This window comes from Micromonospora sp. NPDC047187, assembly GCF_040643355.1.
Classification (GTDB): domain Bacteria; phylum Actinomycetota; class Actinomycetes; order Mycobacteriales; family Micromonosporaceae; genus Micromonospora; species Micromonospora salmantinae.
This window is the reverse complement of sequence record NZ_JBEYUF010000007.1, coordinates 273,870-292,165: the sequence shown is the minus strand read 5'-3', so window position 1 is coordinate 292,165 and position 18,296 is coordinate 273,870. Positions and strand designations below refer to the sequence as shown.

The window sequence follows — 18,296 nt, the reverse complement described above, 5'->3', positions numbered from 1 at the left end:
GGCCGGATCGGCAATGAGCCACCCAAGCGGTCACCGACGCCGAACCTAGCGGCAACCAGCCGAACCGATCACCACCGACATAGAAGCGTCTTGCAGTTTCGGTTGTCGAGATGAGTGGGATGCCCCTTATGTCGCGACAGAAAGCGCAAGATCGCGGAGCGGGGGCGGTGCGTGGAGTCAGCCCAGGACGAAGCGGGGTTCGCCTTCCGGGGGTAGGTCCAGGCGCGGGGTGACCGGGGTGGCGGCGTCCCGACCGGCCGCCGCCCGCGCCACCCCGGCCAGGTCACCGGCCGCGGCCACCTGGGCCAGCGTGACCACTGTCGGTGGCAGCATGGTCAGCTCGCCGGCCTGCGCGCGGGCCAGCGCGTCCGCCGGCCGGATCCACAGGGTGTGGTCGGCCTCGCCGGAGACGTCGCGGGTCCGCTGGCCCGCCGGCAACAGGGCGATGAAAAAGTACGTGTCGAAGCGGCGCGGCTCGAACTCGGGAGTGATCCACCGGCTCCACGGCAGCAGCAGGTCCGATCGAAGGGTGAGCTGACGGTCGGCGAGCAGCGCCGCGAAGCCCAGCCGGCGCCCCTCCAGGTCCTGCCGTGCTGCCTCCCAGTCGTCGCCGCTGACGTCGCCCACCACGGTCTCCCGGTTCGGACCGGCGAGCAGGACGCCGGCCTCCTCGAAAACCTCCCGTGCGGCGGCGCAGACCACCGCCTGCGCGGCCTCCGGGGCGACGCCGAGCCGGTCCGCCCACTCGCCCGGCGTCGGGCCGGCCCAGTCCAGGTGCGCCTCCGAGTCGGAGCGGTCCACCCCGCCCCCGGGGAAGGCGTACATCCCGCCGAAGGTCATCGCGGCGACCCGGCGGATGACGTACACCTCGAAGTCGGCCTCGCTCGGACGCAGCAGCAAGACGGTGGCCGCGACCCGCGGCGTCGCCGGAATGCCACCCTCGGCCTGAAACCGGCGGGCGTGCTCGACCAGGGCGGCCGGGGCGGCGAAGCCGTCACTGTCGATCGTCATGCCCGCGAGCCTAGTTCCCGCCGGATGAACTGGTCGTCGGCCGGGCAGTGGGGGGTTCACCTGGCTCGGCTAGCGTTCCGGCATGACTCGTTGGGGCATCCTGGCCACCGGCCACATCGCCAGCCGTTTCGCCGAAGACCTCCGGCTGGTGCCGGACGCCGAGTTGGTAGCGGTCGGTTCCCGCGCCGCGGAGAGCGCGCGGCGCTTCGCCGACACGTACGGCGCGAAGCGTGCCTACGGCTCCTGGGTGGAGTTGGCCGCCGACCCGGAGGTGGACGCGATCTACGTGGCGACCCCGCATTCCGCGCACTACGAGGCGGCGATGACCTGCCTCACCGCCGGGCGGGCGGTGCTGTTGGAGAAGCCGTTCACCCTCGATCTGGCCACCAGCACCGAGTTGATCGACACTGCCCGCGCCGCCGGGGTCTTCCTGATGGAGGCCATGTGGATGCGGCTGAACCCGCTGATCCTGCGGGTGGTCGAGCTGATCGCGGACGGGGCGATCGGCACGGTGACCGGCGTCCGGGCCGACTTCGGGGTGGCCGGGCCGTTCCCGCCGGAGCACCGGATGCGCAACGCGGCGCTGGGCGGGGGCGCCCTGCTCGACCTGGGGATCTACCCGATCAGCCTGGCCCACCTGCTGCTCGGGGTGCCGCAGCACGTCCGGTCCTGGGCGCAGCTCGGCCCGGAGGGGACGGACGAGAACACGGGCATGCTGTTCGGCTACGACACCGGAGCCCTGGCAACGCTGAGCTGCGGCATGGTCGGGTTGAGCGGGCAGACCGCCTCGGTAACGGGCACCACGGGGCGGATCGACCTGCCGGAGCCGTTCTTCCGGCCGGGTTCGGTGACCCTGCACCGGGCCGGCGCGGAGCCGGAGACGATCGTCGCCGACGGGGCCGGCAACGGCTACCAGTACGAGGCGATCGAGGTGCAGCGCTGCCTGGCCGCCGGCCTGACCGAGAGCCCAGCGGTACCCCATGCCACGACCCTCGAGGTGATGACCCTGCTGGACACGGTCCGCGAGCAGATCGGCGTGCGCTACGTCTGAACAGCGGAAGGGCCCCCGGCCACGGCTGGACCGTGACCGGGGGCCCTTCCGGAAACTCAGCCGAAGAGCGGCCGGACCAGCAGGTAGGTGACGCACGCGATCAGCGCGGAGGCCGGGAACGTGATGATCCAGGCGAGCACGATGTTGCCGGCCACGTTCCAGCGGACCGCGGAGAGTCGCTTGGTCGCGCCCACACCCATGATCGCCGAGGTGATGGTGTGGGTGGTGGAGATCGGCGCCTTCAGCACCAGTGCGTTGAAGTAGAGCACTGCGCTGGCGACGGTCTCGGCGGCGAAGCCCTCCGGCGGCCCCAGGTCGATGATCTTGCGTCCGAGGGTACGGATGATCCGCCAGCCGCCGGCGTACGTGCCGAGGGCCAGCATCGTCGCCGAGGTCCAGAACACCCAGCCCGGGATGTGCGTCTTGCTCTCCTGGAAACCACCGGTGTAGAGCGCCAGCACCACGATGCCCATGGTCTTGGCGGCGTCCTGCATGCCGTGGCCGACCGACATGGCGGCCGCCGAGGCGGTCTGCGCCCAGCGGAAGCCCCGGTTGAGTTTGCCCGGCTGCCCCTTCCGGAACAGCCACAGGATGGCCAGCATCAGCAGGTAACCGAGGGTGAGGCCGACGATCGGCGACAGCACCATCGGCAGCAGCACCTTCTCGCCGATGTTGACCCACTGCACGATGCCGCCGGTGGAGAGCAGGGTCGCGCCGACCAGGCCGCCGAAGAGCGCGTGCGAGGACGACGAGGGTAGACCGAAGTACCAGGTGATCAGGTTCCAGGCGATCGCGCCGAGCACACCGGCGAAGACCACCCCGAGGCTGCTCACCCCGGTGGGGAGGGTGACCAGACCGTCGCCGACGGTCTTGGCCACGCCGGCGCCGAAGTGGGCGCCGACGAAGTTGCCGACCGCGGCGAGCCCGAGGGCGATCCGAGGTGTCAGTGCCCGGGTGGAGACGCTGGTGGCGATCGCGTTGGCGGCGTCGTGGAAGCCGTTGGTGTAGTCGAACGCCAGGGCCACCGCGATCACCGCCAGCACGGCGATGAGTTCGGGAGTCACCGGCTCAGGACTCCTTGACGGCGATGGTCTCGACGGTGTTGGCCACGTGCTCGAAGGCGTCGCAGGCGGCCTCCAGCTCGTCGGCGACCTCCTTCATCTTCAGCACGGTCAACGCGTCGTACTCACCGGAGAAGAGCCGGACGAGCAGTTGCCGGTTGATCCGGTCGCCCTCGTTCTCCAGCCGGTTGCACTCGATCCAGTAGTCCTCGAGGTCCTTCATCGACTTCAGCCGGGGCATCGCGTCGGCGGTCAGCTTGGCCTGCTGGTCGAGCACGTTGACCATCTCGTGCAGCTCGCGGGGCAGCGCCGGAAGCTCGGTCAGCCCGTACAGGTAGAGCAGGTCACCGACCGCTTCCAGGTGGTCCATCACGTCGTCCAGCAGCGAGCCGAGCCGGTAGATGTCCTCCCGGTCGAACGGGGTGATGAAGGTCGAGTTGATCTTCTTGTACAGCTCGTGGGTGATCTGGTCGCTGTCGTGCTCGACCTCGGTCAGCCGCTCGCTGACGGACTGCACGTCCACGCCGGGCAGGGCCAGCTCGTTGAGCAGCGCGGTGCCCCGGACCAGGTTCTGCGCGGCCCTGGTGAAGAGCTCGTAGAAGGCGCCCTCGGTGGGGCGGAAGGAAAACTTCACAGCACAGACCTCGTCGCGTCGGTGGAAGGGTGGCGGCACCCGAGAGCGCCCGCTCGGTGAATGCTAGGAAACGCCAGAACCGGGAATTCGCCGGCCCACCCCTGGCCAGGCACCATTCACCGCTCGTTCACCTGCCGTTCATCTCGGCCGCCCCACCCGCACCCACTCCCCCAGCCAACAGGCGCTTCCGCTCCCGCGCGACGTCGAAATCGGCAGCCGGATACCCCAGTTCAAGCGTGTCGAACGTCTCACGAAGCAGGTGGGCCACCGCCCAGTCCCGGTACCACTTGCGGTCCGCCGGCACCACGAACCAGGGCGCGGCGTCCGTGCCGCACCGGCTCAGGGCCTCGGCGTACGCGGCCTGGTAGTCGTCCCAGTGCCCTCGCGAGTCGATGTCGGAGGGGTTGTACTTCCAGTGCTTGCGCGGGTCGGTGAGCCGGTCCATCAGGCGCTTGCCCTGCTCGGCGTGCGAGATGTGCAGCATCACCTTGATCAGGGTGACACCGCTCTCGGTCAACTCCCGCTCGAACGAGTTGATCTCGTCATAGCGGGCTCGCCAGGTCGCCTCCGGCACCAGCGAGCCGACCCGGGCGATCAGCACGTCCTCGTAGTGCGAACGGTTGAACATTCCCACGTACCCCGGCGGTGGCAGCTCCCGGCGAATCCGCCAGAGGAAGTCGTGCCGCAGCTCCTGGCGGGTCGGCGGCCCGAACGAGCGGATGTGCAGGCCCAGCGGGTTCATCGCGCCGGCCACCCGCTTGATCGTGCCGTCCTTGCCGCCGCAGTCCATGGCCTGGAGCACCAGCAGCACTCGGTGCGCCGGCCGCTCCGACCCGGTCTTGGCCATCGCGAAGAGCATCTCCTGCTGCCGGCCCAACTCCTCGCCGACCAGCTCCACCTGCTCCCGCGCCCAGGTCTTACGGTGCTCGCCGCGGCCCGCGGGCTCCGGCAGGCCGGGCATGGACCGCGGGTCGATCGCGCCGAGATCCACCGGCGCGGTGACCCGCAGCAGGTCCCGCACGGAACCGCCGTCCGGTGCCACGATCTGCTCTTGCTGGGGTGCGCTCATGCACGGATCATCGCCCACTCACAACCGTTCCGCCCGCCGAGGCTCACCTCTGAACCTGGCCCGCTGATTGGCACCGACCGATCTGCGTCCACGGCAGGCACCGGTCCACCGGGCCGTTTCGGGGCTGCCGGCGGGCCCACTCGGCGGGAGGATGTAGGCCGGGACGCCGACCGGAAGGGGTGGTGGGTCGTGCGGGAGCTGGCGACGGAGTTCGAGGCCGAGCGGGGCCGGCTGCTCGCTGTGGCCCACCGCATGCTGGGCAGCCGCAGCGAGGCGGAGGACGCGGTGCAGGAGACCTGGCTGCGCTACGCCGGGGCGCTGGCCGACCCGGCGGCCCGCGCCGAGATCCGGGACCTGTCCGCGTGGCTGACCACCACCTGCGCCCGGATCTGCCTGGACGTGCTCCGCTCGGCCCGGGTGCGCCGGGAGGCGTACCCGGGGCAGTGGCTGCCGGAGCCGGTGGTGAGCCCGTTGGGCGGCCGGTCGCCGGCCGACGGCTACGCGCCCGACCCGGCGGAGCGGGCGGTGCGCACCGACGAGGTCGGCACGGCGCTGCTGGTGGTGCTGGAGCGGCTCGCGCCGGAGCAACGGGTCGCCCTCGTGCTGCACGACGTGTTCGCGCTGCCGTTCGCCCGGGTCGCAGGGGTGCTCGGCACCACCGAGGTGGCGGCCCGGCAGCTCGCCTCCCGGGCCCGACGGGCGGTCACCTCGCCGGACGTACCCCGACACACCGCCGACCCGGCCGAGCAACGTCGGGTGCTCAAGGCGTTCGTCGCCGCCACCGAGTCCGGCGAGCTGGACCAACTGCTTCAGGTGCTCGCGCCGGACGTGGTCTTCGTCGGCGACTCGGGCGGGCACTTCCCGGCGGCCCGCCGGCCGGTGCTCGGGGCGGCCTCCGTGGCTCGCCTCACGCTCGGCCTGTTCGGCCGGACCGGTCGGTACGCCGACCGGGTGCTCGCTCGGCCAGTGCTCGTCGACGGCATTCTCGGCCTGCAGCTGGAGACGACCCACAGCGACGGACGACCGATCCGCCTGGTCACCGCGTTCGCTGTCGACCAGGGCCGGATCACCGCCGTCTACAACCAGCTCAACCCGGAGAAGCTGACCGACCTGCCGCCGCTGACGGCCGACGACGGCTGGCCTCCACGCTGGTGAGCCGGCCCGAGCGGGCGTGCGGCCTCAGACCACCAGAGCCAACCACTTGCGGTACGCGGTGGCGAACGGCTCGGTGCCGTCGCCCAGGGCCCCCAACAGCCGCTGTGCCGCGGCCTCGGCCTCGGCCACCACGTCGTCCGGGTAGCCGAACCGGGCCCGGTGCTCGGCGAACTCGTCCTCGTCGAGCAGCTCCACCCGGCCGGTGGCCCGACGCCGGACGACGTCCAGGTCCAGGTCGATCAGGTGGACGATGTCGTCGGACTCCCAGCGGGCCGGGGTCGTGATGTCGCAGTAGACCTCGCTGGTGCGGGGCGGGGGGTTGAACATGGCCGTCCACCAGGCGCGGTGTGGCACCAACAGCACGAACGGAATCTTCTCCACCGAGGGCCGGCCGTGGTAGACCGACTCGGTGCCCTCGGGCACCCCGAGCCAGATGCCGAGATCGTCCTCGGTGAGCCGGCGGGCCGGGTAGTCGCGGTGTGCGCTGCCGTCGTACTTGCGGTAGATCACGCGGACCATGTCGCTCGGCATGATTCGCACCCTAACCGATACAGCCCAACGCGTCGTAGCGCGGCCGTAACCGGACGGGGTCGGCCGCAACGCCCGCCGCGGTCGGCGTCGCGCCACGCGGCGGATGGGCGCTGTCGGTGTCGGCGGCGCCGGGTACCGTCGCACGGTGACTCCGCCCCGCACCGCCACCGGTTCCGCCACCCCGTCGGCCCGTGCCAAGGGCCGGCGGCGGGGTGCCCGACCCAGTGGCACCGAGCTGCTGGCGGCGGCGGTCGGCGCGGTGCCCGGCGGCGCGGAGCGCCCTGGCCAGTTGCAGATGACCACGGCGATCGAGGAGTGCGTGGCCGGCGGTGAGCATCTGCTCGTGCAGGCGGGCACCGGCACCGGCAAGTCGCTGGCGTACCTCGCGCCGGCGCTCACTGTGGACGGCCCGGTGGTGGTCTCCACTGCCACCCTGGCGTTGCAGTCCCAGCTGGTCGACCACGACCTGCCCCGGCTCGCCGACGCGGTCGAGCCGGTGCTCGGCCGTCGGCCCACCTTCGCCGTGCTCAAGGGCCGCCACCACTACCTCTGCCTCGCCCGACTGGACAACTCCACCGAGGAGGAGCCGGAGGACACCCTCTTCGACACCCCCGCGGCGCGACCCGGCGGCGGAACGAAGTGGCTCGGTGAGGCGGGCCGGCTGGGCAAGCAGGTCGAGCGGCTGCGCGACTGGGCCGAGAAGACCGCCACCGGCGACCGGGACGAGCTGGACCCGGGCGTCGAAGACCAGGCCTGGCGGCTGGTGTCGATGCCGGCCCGCGAGTGCGTCGGCGCGGCCCGTTGCCCGTTCGGGCAGGAGTGCTTCGCCGAGGCGTCGCGGGCCCGCGCCCGGGAGGCCGACATCGTGGTGACCAACCACAGCCTGCTCGCTGTCGACATGCTCGCCGACCGGCACATCGTGCCGCCGCACAAGCTGCTCATCGTCGACGAGGCGCACGAGCTGGCCGACCGGGTCTCCTCCGCCGCCCAGGCGGAGCTGGTGCCGGAGCTGATCGACCGGACCACCCGTCGGGCCCGTACGCTGCTGCGCCCGGAGACCGCCGAGGCGCTCACCGCCGCCGGCGACGCCCTGGCGGTCGGGCTGGCCGAGGCGCCGGCCGGGCGGATCACCGCAGGGCTGCCGACGCCACTGCGGGAGGCGTGCACGCTGCTCGACGCGGCGACCCGCTCCGCCCTGGACGCGATCGGCGACATCAAGTCCGACGACCCCGACCCGGTCCGCAAGCAGCAGGCCAAGGCCGCCCTGGACGAGCTCTCCACCACCGCGCAGCGGCTACTGGAGGAGGGCGACCACGACGTGGCCTGGGTGGAGAAGAACGACAGCGGCAACCGCCGGGCACTGGTGGTCGCGCCGCTGTCGGTGGCCGGCACCCTCGCCACCCACCTGTACGACGAACGCACAGTCGTGGCCACCTCGGCGACCCTGGCGCTGGGCGGCCGGTTCGACACTGTCGCCCGCGCCCTCGGGCTGGACGCCCCACCGCCCGCCCCACCGACCCCCGCCGCGGCCGCACTGGCCGCCCGCACCGGTCCCGGCCGGCCGGCTGCCGAGGCGCCGGGCCGTCGCCTCGCCGGCGACGTCACACCGAACGCCGTCGTCCCGGCCACCGAGGGCCCCGGGTGGCGGTCACTCGACGTCGGTTCGCCGTTCGACTACGCCCGGCAGGGCATCCTGTACGTCGCCGCGCACCTCCCCCGCCCCAGCGTCTCCGGGCTGCCCGAGGCTGCCGGAGAGGAGCTGCTCGGGCTGGTCGAGGCGCTCGGTGGTCGTACTCTCGGGCTCTTCTCCTCCCGGCGGGCCGCGCAGCAGGCGGCGGAGCTGTTGCGCGCGCGGACCGACCTGCCGGTGTTGCTCCAGGGCGAGGAGGCGCTGCCGCTGCTGGTGCGTCGCTTCCGCGAGGAGCGCGCCAGCTGCCTGTTCGGGGTGATGTCGCTCTGGCAGGGGGTGGATGTGCCGGGCGACGCCTGCCAGCTCGTCGTCATCGACCGGCTGCCCTTCCCTCGCCCGGACGAACCGCTGGCGGCGGCCCGCGCGGCGGCGGTGGACGCGGGCGGTGGCTCCGGCTTCTCCGCCGTGAGCGTGCCGATCGCGGCGGTGCGGCTGGCCCAGGGCGTGGGTCGGCTGATCCGGGCGACCGGCGACCGGGGCGTGGTAGCGGTGCTCGACTCCCGGCTGGAGACGGCTCGAGGCTACGGGCCGTTCCTACGCCGCTCGCTGCCGCCTTTCTGGTACACGACCCGCCCCGAGGTGGCCCGGGGCGCCCTGGAACGCCTGGCCAAGTCCTGACCCGCTTGGGCAGGACCAGGATCGCGCTACAACATGAAAAGAGTGGTCTCCCGCTGGCGGGAGACCACTCTTTTCATGGTCCTGCGTGATCTGCGGGTCTAGGGGGCCTGGGAGGCGACGACAACGGCGTCGGGCGGGGTGTCCGGCACCCTGCGGGCGGCAAGCCGGCGGACCGCTGTGTTCAGCACCGCGATGAGCGGCACGGAGACCAGCGCGCCGGTGATCCCGGCGAGTACGACACCGGCGGCGATACCGATGATCACCGCGAGCGGGTGCAGGGCGACCGCCCGGCCCATGATCAACGGTTGGAGCACGTGCCCCTCGATCTGCTGTACGCCGATCACCGCGCCAAGGATGATCAACGCGGTGACCGGGCCGCTGTCGACGAGGGCCACCAGGACCGCCACGCCGCCGGAGAGCGCCGCACCGACGATCGGGATGAACGCGCCGAGGAAGACCAGCGCGGCCAGCGGGAAGGCGAACGGGACGTCGAAGATGACCAGGAAGATGCCGATGCCGACAGCGTCGATGAAGGCGACCAGCACTGTCGCTCGGACGTACGCGCCGAGCGTGTGCCAGGAGGCGCGGCCGGCGTCGTCGACCTTCCACCGGGCGGCGACCGGCAGCAGCCGGACCAGGAAGCGCCAGATCCGGTTGCCGTCACGCAGGAAGAAGAACGTCGCGAAGAGCACCAGCAGCGTGCCGGTCAGCACCTCGGCCAGCGTCGCGGCGGTGCTCAGCGCGCCGCTGGTGAACTTCGAGGTGTTGTCGTTGATCCAGGCCTGCGCCTCGTCGATGTAGCGGTCGAGTTGCCCGTCGGAGAGGTGCAGCGGGCCCGTCTTCAGCCAGTCCTGGATCTGCCGGACACCCTCGGACGACTTCTCGCTCAGTTCCGGCACGCCGCGGATGAACTCGTTGACCACCAGCGTCAGCGTGCCGATCACCGCGACCAGGCCGCCGACCAGCACCACCGCCGTCGCCAGCGACCGGGGGAACCGGGCCCGCAGCAGCCAGCCCACCGCCGGCGCGAGCAGCGCGGAGAGCAGCAGCGCGATGGCCAGCGGGATGATCACGATCTTGATCCTGCTGACGATCATCAGCAGGGCCCAGGCCACCACGCCGATCACGATCAGTCGCCAACACCACGCGGCGGCGATCCGCAGCCCGTGCGGGACGTCGGCGTCGTCCCGACTGGCGGTGGAGCTGTGCAGGTCCACCGGGGGCTCCGCGCCGTAGACAGTGGCGCTCGACGGCGCGGTCGGCCCCGGTACGGCCGGCGACGCCACCCGGGCCGCCTCCGACGCATCGTTCAGCGCGTCAGCGGAGACGCCCTCGTCGGCGCGCGCCGACTCCTGTCGTGACTGGTAGGCGCGGCGAAGCCGCCCGCGTACCCGCTCGAAGCGGCTCAAGCGCACCTCCTGGCAGAAAACCCGGCCCGCCGACGGCGACAGGTCGGACAGCATACGTCCGTTCCCGACACCGTAGGGCGGTTCCGCCACACAGTGCCCCGACCACCTCCGGCGTAACCACCGGCCAGCCACCGTCGGCCACACGGTAGCGTCTGCGACGTGACCGCCGACAACGATCTCGACGCCGGCCTGCCGATCCGCCTGCTGCACGACCGCGTGCTCGTGCGGATGGAGGGCAGCGAGGGCGAACGCCGCTCCACCGCTGGCATCGTCATTCCGGCGACCGCCGCGGTCGGCAAGCGCCTCGCCTGGGCCACAGCGGTCGGGGTGGGGCCGAACGTCCGCGCCATCGTCTCCGGCGACCGGGTGCTCTTCGACCCGGACGAGCGCTCCGAGGTCGAGCTGCACGGCCGCGGTTACGTGCTGCTGCGGGAGCGGGACGTGCACGCCGTGGCCGCCGAGCGGATCGAGAACGACTCGACCGGCCTCTACCTCTGACGCACCTCCCCCGGCCACCAGGCCCCGTCGCGCACCGTTTGCCCAGCCGCACGACGGGAAGCCATCCGGCGACCGTGGCCCTGGGGAGGGACGATGCCGGTATTCGTGAAGAAGCTGTTGACCTGGGGCAGTGTCGCGTTCCTGATCTACTTCATGGCCTTTCGGCCGGACGGCGCCGCGCAGATGTTCCGGGCGATCGGGGCCGCGCTGATCGCGATGTTCCAGGGCCTCGGTGACTTCCTCACGTCGCTGATGACCTGAGCCGCACTGCTTGCCTACCGTCGGCCGCCGGCCGCCAGTTGCCGCTGTCAGGGGTGCGTCGGCGGCCACTGGGACGCCGGGCGCAGGCCGGGCCAACCGGGCGGGGCATACCCCACCGGAGCCGGGGCGGGAGCGAGCACCACCGGGATCGGCACCACCGGCTCGTCCGGGGCGTCCACCGCGCGCTGCGTGCCGTCCGGGAAGCGCAGGTGGTAGCGGCTGCCGTCCCAGACCCCCGCCGGGGCCTGCGGGTCCCGACCCACGAAGAACGACCGGTATTCGGTGATCGCGTCCAGCAGCTCCCGCTCCTCGCGGGCGGTCCGCTCCTGGTCGGCGGGTTTGCGGTCCAGGCCACGCAGCGCCCCGTCGCGCAGCAGGGCCAGCCGGGTCGCCGCGGACTGGTAACCCCGCATCGCCCGCACCCCGGCGTCACCGGCCACCCGCCGCGCCCAACTGCGGGCGGCGTGCCGCCGGCCGAGACTGCTCAGGGCAGCCACCTCGGGCGGGCTGAGCCAGCCGGCGCTTACGTAGTCGGGTAGGACCCGCTCGGTGAGCCGCCCCTCCCAGGCGCGCAGCCACAGCGCCAGCCCCACGGTGCCGAAGAAGACCGGCACCATGAGGCCCAGGAAGCCGTACAGCATGATCATGGCCTCGCCGGTGGCCTGGGTCAGCGTGGGCAGCAGGTTCCACGTGCCGTGCAGCATCATCGCCAGCAGCAGGCCGGCGATCGGGGCGAGCACCCGGATGCGCCGGTCCGCCGTCCGGGAGGCGATACCCAACCCCACACCGGTCATCGCTGTGAAAAGGGGATGGGCGAACCCGAACAGCAGGATCCGCAGGATGAAGATCGCGATGACCTGCTGGATGCCGGTGGCCGGGCCGTACCGGTCGGCTCCGGACGCGTACCCCAACCCGCCCAGGTAGAGGATGTTCTCCACCATCGCGAAGCCGACCGCGGCGAGCCCGCAGTAGACCAGACCGTCGGTGATCCCCGACCACTCGCGGCGGCGGAACACCAACAGCAGGATCGGGCCCAGCGCCTTGGTCAGCTCTTCGATGAACGGCGCCACCAGCACCCCGGTGAGCGCGGACGGCAGGCCCCAGTCGGCGAAGCGGTTGGCCGCGAAGTCGTTCACAGTGAGCGAGGCGGCGGTGGAGACGAACGCCCCCCAGGCGAAGCAGAAGATCAGATACTTCAACGGCTCCGGTTCGTACCGGTCCAGCCAGAGGAAGCAGCCGACCAGCACCGGCACCGGCAGGATGGCGGCGACCACCCCGATCAGCAGGGCCTGCACACCGAGCGACTGGCCGAGCGTGAAGACCATGAAGACCGCGCACGCCGCGATCAACAGCACCACCCCGGCCAGCACCAGGAACCGCCGCCAGCCCAGTCGGCGCAGCGGCATCCGGGGCGTCTCACCCATGGGCGGGACGGCGGGCGCAGGCGCGGCGGCGGGCGACGGCGGCAGCGGTGAACCGGGCGGGGTGTCGGCCATGCGGTCAGCGTAGCCATCCGCCGCCGGCTGGTTCGGTCGCATCGGTAGCCGCTATGCTGCCGGCAGGTCACGAGCGCCAGCGTCAAGCCCCGGCTTGCTGGCCGGCAACCCTCGTCGAGTTCGCGGTGGGGTGCCCCGGGTGATGACCGGGCCCAGCCCGATCGGTGTGCTGGGCAAGCGCGGACCCCGTCCCGATGTCGCACCCGGGGTCCCTGACCCCGGAGGTTCCGGCGTGTCCGTCACTCTCGTCCCCTCGCTGCCCAGCCTGCCCAGCCTGCCCACAGTGCCGTCGGCGCCGTCCGCGCCGCTCGACGTCCTCGGTGTGCCCGGCGAGATCAACCTGGACTACGCGGCCAGTGCGCCGTGCGCGCGGGTCGCCGCCGACGCGGTGGCCGAACTGCTGCCCTGGTACGCCAGCGTGCACCGCGGAGCGGGAGCGCTGTCGCGGCGGTGCACCCTCGCGTACGAGCAGGCAAGGCAGACGATCGGCGACTTCTTCGGCGCTCGCGCCGACGATCATGTGATCTTCACCCGCAACACCACTGACGCGCTCAACCTGCTGGCGCGAGCCGTGCCGGCCGGCACGACTGTGGTCACGAACGCCTCCGAACACCACGCCAACCTGCTGCCCTGGCCGCGCGGGTCGGTGCGGCTGCCGGTGCCCAGCGACCCCGACGGGGCGGTACGCGATCTCGCCGCCGCCCTCACCGAGCTGCGCCGGGGCAGCAGCCCGGCGTTGCCGGTGCTGGTCGCGGTGACCGGTGCCAGCAACGTGACCGGTGAGCGGTGGCCGGTCGCCGAACTGGCGCGGGTGGCCCACCGGCACGGTGCCCGGATCGTGCTCGACGCCGCGCAGCTCGCCCCGCACGCCCCGGTCGACCTGCTCGCGCTCGACGTCGACTACCTGGCCGTGTCCGGCCACAAGCTGTACGCGCCGTTCGGCGCGGGCGTGCTGATCGGTCGGGCCGACTGGCTGGACGCCGCCCCGCCCTACCTGGCCGGCGGCGGCGCCACCAGCCACGTCGGGCCGGCCACCCACGACGTGACCTGGGCGACCGGCCCGGCCCGACACGAGGGCGGCACCCCGAACCTGCTCGGAGCGGTCGCGCTGGCGGCGGTGTGCAAGGCGCTCGACGAAGCGGACCAGGGCGCACTGGCCGCCCACGAGCAGGGCCTGCTGGCCCGGCTACGGACCGGCCTCGCCGCCCTGCCGCACGTCGTCGAGCTGCGCACCTTCGGCCCGGACGCGCCCCGGGTCGGCATCGTGTCGTTCGTGGTCGCCGGGTGGGACTCCACCGAGGTGGCCACGCAGCTGGCCGCCGAGCACCACATCGGCGTACGGGACGGGTTGTTCTGTGCCCACCCGCTGGCCCGGCGTCTGCTCGGCGAGGCGGCGGAACGGACCGGCCGGCGGGACCTGCCGCCCACCGCGCTGCGTGCCAGCATCGGGCTGGGCAGCACGGCCGCCCAGGTGGACCGGCTGCTCGCGGCGCTGGCCGAGCTGGGCTGAGGCCAGGCCGGCGCAGGCCCCCCGCTCAGCCGACCGGCGGGGCGGTGGGTGGCTTCGGTGTCTCGCCAGGCTCGGCGGGCTCACCGACCGGGCGCTCCTGCTCTCCGAAGGCGGTGCGGATCCACCGGTTCGCCTCCTCCTGCTCGATCCCGGAGGCGACCAGCAGGTCACTGGCGGTGGTGCGGATCTGGGCGATGACCACGCTGCCGGAGAAGCCCACCCCGTCGCCGTACGCCCGGCCGGCCTCACTGACCGCCCGCAGCGACCGCTCCCGGGCCTTCTCCGGCTCCTCACCGGCGGCGAACTCGTGCTTGAGCAGCCGGACCGACTCGGCGAGGTGGCCGATCGCGTCCGGCATGGGATCGGGCACCGGTTCCTCGTCCTCGACGAGCGTGACGGACCGGCGGATCAGCGTGCCGCTGTTGCGCATCGCCCGGTCGATCGGGTCGGCCGCCTCGGCGTAGTGGGTCAGTTCGTCGCGGCGGTGCCAGCGGGCCGGGGAGAGGGTGGCGGTCTCCTTCGCCCCCTCGATCGCCTCGCCCAACGTGGCCAACTCCTCCTTGTTGTTGCGCAGCCGCTCCAGTGCGCCCTGGATGGCGGCGCGGTCCCGGTTGCGCAGCCCGTCGGCGGTGGCGTCGAGTTGGGCGGCGAGCAGGTCCAGGGCGGGGCGGGCCGCCCGGTTGATCACTCGGAGTGGGTTCAGTGGCAGCAGGACCGCCGTGACCAGCAGCGCGATCCCACCGCCGAGGAACGCGTCGACGAAGCGGGGGATCTCCAGATCCTTGGTGGAGGGGCTCAGCGTCACGATCAGCACCGCCGTGGCCGCCGCCTGGATGACGATGGCCACGCTCGCTCCGGCGAAGATGGTGAGCAGGATCGCCACTGTGACCACCAGGCCGAGCTGCCACGCCCCGGTGCCGAGCAGGTAGATCAGGAGGTCGCCGACGGCCACCCCGACCCCCACCCCGACGATCAGCTCCACCGTGCGGCGGAACCGCTGGCCGACCGACGCGGCCAGGGTGCCGACCGCGGAGATCGGCGCGAAGACCGGTTGCGGGTTGCCGAGCAACTTGTGCGAGATCAGGTACGCGAGCCCGGCGGCCAGCCCGGCCTGGACGGCGAGTCCGCCGGCCATCCGTACCCGGTGCAGTCGGTCGTGCAGGGTGGCCCGGCCGCGGTGGCGCAGTTGTTCGGTGGCCTCGGCGATCCGCGCGCCGTCGATGTCCACCAACCCGTTGCGCAGCGCGGTACGTCGCACCATGGGCTGTCGCTTGTCCCGGGCCACGGCCATGGGCGCGACTACCCGTGGTGGGCCCGCTGAACCCTCCCTTCCCGCGCGTCGCGGGCGGATGCGGCAGACTCGGACGGTGGTTGATCTGTTGGATCGCTGGCGGGCGGCGGCCCGAGGTGCCGGCGCGAGGCCCGACCCGAGCACGACCAGGGCCGGTGAGCAGGTAATCGTCCGGTGGCGGGAGCCGCACCGGCAATACCACACGGTGGCCCACCTGACGGCGGTGCTCGATGTGGTGGACCAGCACGCCTACCTGGCCGCTCGGGCCGACGCGGTCCGGCTGGCGGCCTGGTTCCACGACGTGGTCTATGACCCCCGTGCCGCCGGCGACACCAACGAACGGGACAGCGCCGCACTGGCCGAGAGCGTGCTCACCGGGCTCGGGGTGCCGGCGCCCACGGTGGCCGAGGTGCGCCGGCTGGTGCTGCTCACCGCCGGGCACGCTGTGGCACCGGGAGACCGGGACGGCGCGCTGCTCTGCGACGCGGATCTGGCCGTGCTGGCCGCGCCGCCGGCCCGCTACGAGCGTTACGCGGCGGCGATCCGCCGGGAGTACGCCCATGTGCCGGAGCCGGCCTTCCGGGCTGGGCGGGCCGCCGTGTTGACCGGCCTGCTGTCGCTGCCCGCGCTGTTCCGGTCGCCACCGCTGGCGAGCCGGTGGGAAGAGCCCGCCCGGGACAATGTGCGCCGCGAGCTGGCCACCCTCACCGGGGCACCGGAGACCGCGGACTGACCAGGTGCTTCGGCCGACGCAGACCGGCGGCGCGGAGCAACCGGACCAGTTCCCGGCTCGGCACCACCTGGGCGCCGAGCCACACCGCCGCCGCGAACCGGTCGGCCGGAATGTCGTAGTGGTCCCGGTCGAATCCGCGCCGGGGCGCGCCGAGCGCCTCGGCGAACGCGTGCAGCTCGGCGTACGAGACGTCACTGATCAGGTGCGACCAGAGCCGACCGCGCCACGGCCAGGCAGGCCGGTCCAGGTAGAGCATGCTGCCCAAGTTATCCCGCCCAGTCGATCATGTTGATGATCGCCGGTCGGCGACCTAGCCTCGGCTGCATGGCCCCCACCGCGCTCCTCGACGACCTGCGCGCCGCGCTCGGTGACGACGCCGTGCTCACCGACCCGGACCTGCTGCGCATGCACCAGCGGGACGAGGCCGACCTGTGCGCCGCCGGCGTCCCGCTGGTGGTGACCCGTCCGCGCGACACCGAGCAGGTGGTCGCCGTGATCCAGGCGGCGGCGCGGCACGGCGTACCGGTGGTGCCGCAGGGCGCGCGGACCGGGCTGGCCGGCGCGGCGAACGCTGTGGAGGGCGCGGTGGTCCTCAGCACCGTCGCGATGAACGAGATCCGGGAGATCGACCCGGTGAGCCGGATCGCGGTGGTCCAACCGGGGGTGGTCAACGCGGCCCTGGCCGGGGCGGTGGCGAAACAGGGCCTCTGGTACCCGCCGGATCCCGGCTCCTGGGAGTCGTCCACCATCGGCGGGAACGTGGCCACAAACGCCGGCGGCATGTGCTGTGTGAAGTACGGAGTGACCACCGAGTACGTGCTCGGCCTGGAGGTGGTGCTCGCCTCCGGTGAGGTGCTGCGCACCGGCCGGCGTACGGCCAAGGGGGTGGCCGGCTACGACCTGACCCGACTGTTCGTCGGTTCGGAGGGCACCCTCGGCGTGATCACCGAGGTGACAGTGGCGCTGCGGCCCGCCCGGGCCGACTCACTGACCCTGGTGGCGGTCTTCGGATCCACCGCCACGGCCGGCGCGGCGGTGGCCGAGATCGCGGCTCGCGGGCTCACCCCCAGCCTGCTGGAGTTGCTGGACCAGACCCACCTGCGGGCGATCGAGGCGTACCAGCCGATGGGGTTGCGGACCGACGCGCAGGCCCTGTTGCTGGCCGCCGCCGACACCGGCTCCCGGGCGGCGGACGACCTGGCCGTGCTGGCCGAGGTGTGCGAGGCCGTCGGCGCCGACGAGGTCTACGCGGCCACCGACGCGGTGGAGGCGGCGGCGCTGCTCCAGGCTCGCCGGCTGGCCCACCCGGCCATGGAGAAGTTCGCGGCGGACGCCTACCCGGGCGGCAACGGCGGTCTGGTGATCGACGACGTGGCGGTGCCGCGCGGCGCGCTCGCCGCGCTCCTGGACGGGGTCGCCCGGATCGCGGCCGAGTGTGAGGTGCCGATCGGCGTGGTGGGGCACGCCGGGGACGGCAACATGCACCCGAACATCGTTGTCGACCGGGCCGACCCGGCGAGCGTGGAGCGGGGTCGGCGGGCCTTCGACGAGATCATGCGGCTCGGCCTGGACCTGGGCGGCACGTGCACCGGCGAGCACGGGGTGGGGCTGCTCAAGCGGGACTGGCTGGCCCGGGAGATCGGGCCGGTCGGTGTCCGGGTGCACCAGGCGATCAAGTCGGCGCTCGACCCGGCCGGCCTGCTCAACCCGGGCAAGGTGCTCTGACCGGCTGCGGTCAGCCCTTGACCTCGGCCGGGGTCGCCTGGGTGAGCAGCAGCAGGATCTCCCCGGCGACCGGCGTGAGCTCCTCACCAGGGCAGTCCTGCGAGGTGATCAGCCCGGCCGAGGTGATGAGGCTGGACGTCAGCGCGTCGATGCAGGTTGTCCGGTACCGCCGGGCCTGGTCGGTCTCGTCGGCCAGCGCCGGGTTGGCGAGCAGCACCTGGAGCCGTTCGGTCAGCTCCGGTGCGAGGGTGCCCCGGGAGGTCACGCCGTCGCCGGCGCAGTCGACGCACTGCCACGCGCCGTTCCGCTCGACGCTCAGGGTGCGCATCGGCCCGTCCTCGCCGAGCCGCTGGAGCAGGCTGACCTGACCGGCGGCGACAGTGGTGGGGATCTCCAGCTGCGAGCCGCCACCCGCAGTGCCGGCGGTCGGTTGCGCCACCGGGGTGCTCGGCTTGTCTCCGTCGAAGAGGGAGCACCCGGTCAGGGCGCCGACGAGCGCGACGGCGAGCAGGGGTACGAGCAGACGAGGGTGCGCGCGGGGTAGCACGCGCGG

18 protein-coding genes and 1 riboswitch are annotated in these 18,296 nt (G+C 72.7%); of the genes, 8 read left to right on the top strand and 10 right to left on the bottom strand.

Annotated features, from left to right (window positions below; genetic code table 11):
• Positions 1 to 177 precede the first annotated feature (177 nt).
• Positions 178 to 1,011, bottom strand: a complete 834-nt coding sequence (locus ABZ794_RS15475; RefSeq protein WP_357515999.1) for an NUDIX hydrolase — start codon at positions 1,009 to 1,011, stop codon at positions 178 to 180.
• A gap of 82 nt (positions 1,012 to 1,093) precedes the next feature.
• Between ABZ794_RS15475 and ABZ794_RS15470 the strand changes: the two genes are divergently transcribed.
• Entirely contained in the window at positions 1,094 to 2,062 is a 969-nt protein-coding gene (locus ABZ794_RS15470) for a Gfo/Idh/MocA family oxidoreductase (RefSeq protein ID WP_210782425.1), read from the top strand.
• Positions 2,063 to 2,118: 56 nt separating this feature from the next.
• Here the strand turns inward: ABZ794_RS15470 and ABZ794_RS15465 are convergent, their stop codons facing one another.
• The 3 genes from ABZ794_RS15465 to ABZ794_RS15455 all read right to left on the bottom strand — a co-directional run bounded on the left by ABZ794_RS15465 (position 2,119) and on the right by ABZ794_RS15455 (position 4,826).
• Positions 2,119 to 3,126, bottom strand: coding sequence for an inorganic phosphate transporter (locus tag ABZ794_RS15465; protein ID WP_210782423.1), 1,008 nt, complete (start codon positions 3,124 to 3,126; stop codon positions 2,119 to 2,121).
• A 4-nt stretch (positions 3,127 to 3,130) separates the two neighbouring features.
• Positions 3,131 to 3,757, bottom strand: coding sequence for a DUF47 family protein (locus ABZ794_RS15460; protein WP_030327784.1), 627 nt, complete (start codon positions 3,755 to 3,757; stop codon positions 3,131 to 3,133).
• Between the two features lie 127 nt (positions 3,758 to 3,884).
• Positions 3,885 to 4,826: a PPK2 family polyphosphate kinase gene (locus ABZ794_RS15455; RefSeq protein WP_357515996.1), complete on the bottom strand. Its 942-nt coding sequence runs from the start codon at positions 4,824 to 4,826 to the stop codon at positions 3,885 to 3,887.
• A 189-nt stretch (positions 4,827 to 5,015) separates the two neighbouring features.
• Here ABZ794_RS15455 and sigJ point away from each other — a divergent pair, with 189 nt between their 5' ends.
• On the top strand, positions 5,016 to 5,981 hold the full coding sequence (gene sigJ, locus ABZ794_RS15450; protein ID WP_210782419.1) for an RNA polymerase sigma factor SigJ: 966 nt from the start codon (positions 5,016 to 5,018) through the stop codon (positions 5,979 to 5,981).
• A gap of 24 nt (positions 5,982 to 6,005) precedes the next feature.
• Here sigJ and ABZ794_RS15445 read toward each other — a convergent pair whose 3' ends face one another.
• Positions 6,006 to 6,512: a DUF402 domain-containing protein gene (locus ABZ794_RS15445; protein WP_210782417.1), complete on the bottom strand. Its 507-nt coding sequence runs from the start codon at positions 6,510 to 6,512 to the stop codon at positions 6,006 to 6,008.
• Between the two features lie 103 nt (positions 6,513 to 6,615).
• On the opposite strand from ABZ794_RS15445, the gene ABZ794_RS15440 reads away from it, so the two are divergent.
• Positions 6,616 to 8,820 (top strand): ATP-dependent DNA helicase, encoded by a 2,205-nt coding sequence (locus tag ABZ794_RS15440; protein WP_210782416.1) that lies wholly within the window; start codon positions 6,616 to 6,618, stop codon positions 8,818 to 8,820.
• A gap of 98 nt (positions 8,821 to 8,918) precedes the next feature.
• Here ABZ794_RS15440 and ABZ794_RS15435 read toward each other — a convergent pair whose 3' ends face one another.
• Positions 8,919 to 10,283 carry an AI-2E family transporter gene (locus ABZ794_RS15435; RefSeq protein WP_238689032.1) on the bottom strand — a complete coding sequence of 455 codons (1,365 nt, stop codon included), beginning with the start codon at positions 10,281 to 10,283 and terminating at the stop codon, positions 8,919 to 8,921.
• A gap of 105 nt (positions 10,284 to 10,388) precedes the next feature.
• On the opposite strand from ABZ794_RS15435, the gene ABZ794_RS15430 reads away from it, so the two are divergent.
• Both ABZ794_RS15430 and ABZ794_RS15425 read left to right on the top strand, forming a co-directional pair.
• Complete coding sequence (locus ABZ794_RS15430; RefSeq protein WP_091402887.1) at positions 10,389 to 10,727, top strand: co-chaperone GroES; 339 nt, start codon at positions 10,389 to 10,391, stop codon at positions 10,725 to 10,727.
• A 93-nt stretch (positions 10,728 to 10,820) separates the two neighbouring features.
• Positions 10,821 to 10,988 (top strand): hypothetical protein, encoded by a 168-nt coding sequence (locus ABZ794_RS15425; RefSeq protein ID WP_167337262.1) that lies wholly within the window; start codon positions 10,821 to 10,823, stop codon positions 10,986 to 10,988.
• Between the two features lie 47 nt (positions 10,989 to 11,035).
• On the opposite strand, the gene ABZ794_RS15420 is transcribed toward ABZ794_RS15425, so the two are convergent.
• Entirely contained in the window at positions 11,036 to 12,526 is a 1,491-nt protein-coding gene (locus ABZ794_RS15420) for a PrsW family intramembrane metalloprotease (RefSeq protein ID WP_210782412.1), read from the bottom strand.
• A gap of 23 nt (positions 12,527 to 12,549) precedes the next feature.
• Positions 12,550 to 12,670: riboswitch (SAM riboswitch) on the top strand.
• Positions 12,671 to 12,749: 79 nt separating this feature from the next.
• Between ABZ794_RS15420 and ABZ794_RS15415 the strand changes: the two genes are divergently transcribed.
• Entirely contained in the window at positions 12,750 to 13,994 is a 1,245-nt protein-coding gene (locus ABZ794_RS15415; RefSeq protein WP_238689168.1) for an aminotransferase class V-fold PLP-dependent enzyme, read from the top strand.
• Between the two features lie 25 nt (positions 13,995 to 14,019).
• Here ABZ794_RS15415 and ABZ794_RS15410 read toward each other — a convergent pair whose 3' ends face one another.
• Positions 14,020 to 15,255, bottom strand: a complete 1,236-nt coding sequence (locus tag ABZ794_RS15410) for an FUSC family protein (RefSeq protein ID WP_210782410.1) — start codon at positions 15,253 to 15,255, stop codon at positions 14,020 to 14,022.
• 106 nt (positions 15,256 to 15,361) lie between these two features.
• Between ABZ794_RS15410 and ABZ794_RS15405 the strand changes: the two genes are divergently transcribed.
• Positions 15,362 to 16,018: a metal-dependent phosphohydrolase gene (locus tag ABZ794_RS15405; RefSeq protein ID WP_307850491.1), complete on the top strand. Its 657-nt coding sequence runs from the start codon at positions 15,362 to 15,364 to the stop codon at positions 16,016 to 16,018.
• On the opposite strand, the gene ABZ794_RS15400 is transcribed toward ABZ794_RS15405, so the two are convergent.
• Positions 15,990 to 16,274 (bottom strand): DUF4031 domain-containing protein, encoded by a 285-nt coding sequence (locus ABZ794_RS15400; RefSeq protein WP_210782406.1) that lies wholly within the window; start codon positions 16,272 to 16,274, stop codon positions 15,990 to 15,992. The genes ABZ794_RS15405 and ABZ794_RS15400 overlap by 29 nt on opposite strands.
• A 68-nt stretch (positions 16,275 to 16,342) precedes the next feature.
• Here ABZ794_RS15400 and ABZ794_RS15395 point away from each other — a divergent pair, with 68 nt between their 5' ends.
• Positions 16,343 to 17,743 (top strand): FAD-linked oxidase C-terminal domain-containing protein, encoded by a 1,401-nt coding sequence (locus ABZ794_RS15395; protein WP_210782404.1) that lies wholly within the window; start codon positions 16,343 to 16,345, stop codon positions 17,741 to 17,743.
• A gap of 10 nt (positions 17,744 to 17,753) precedes the next feature.
• Here the strand turns inward: ABZ794_RS15395 and ABZ794_RS15390 are convergent, their stop codons facing one another.
• Positions 17,754 to 18,290, bottom strand: coding sequence for a hypothetical protein (locus ABZ794_RS15390; RefSeq protein WP_210782402.1), 537 nt, complete (start codon positions 18,288 to 18,290; stop codon positions 17,754 to 17,756).
• Positions 18,291 to 18,296 lie beyond the last annotated feature (6 nt).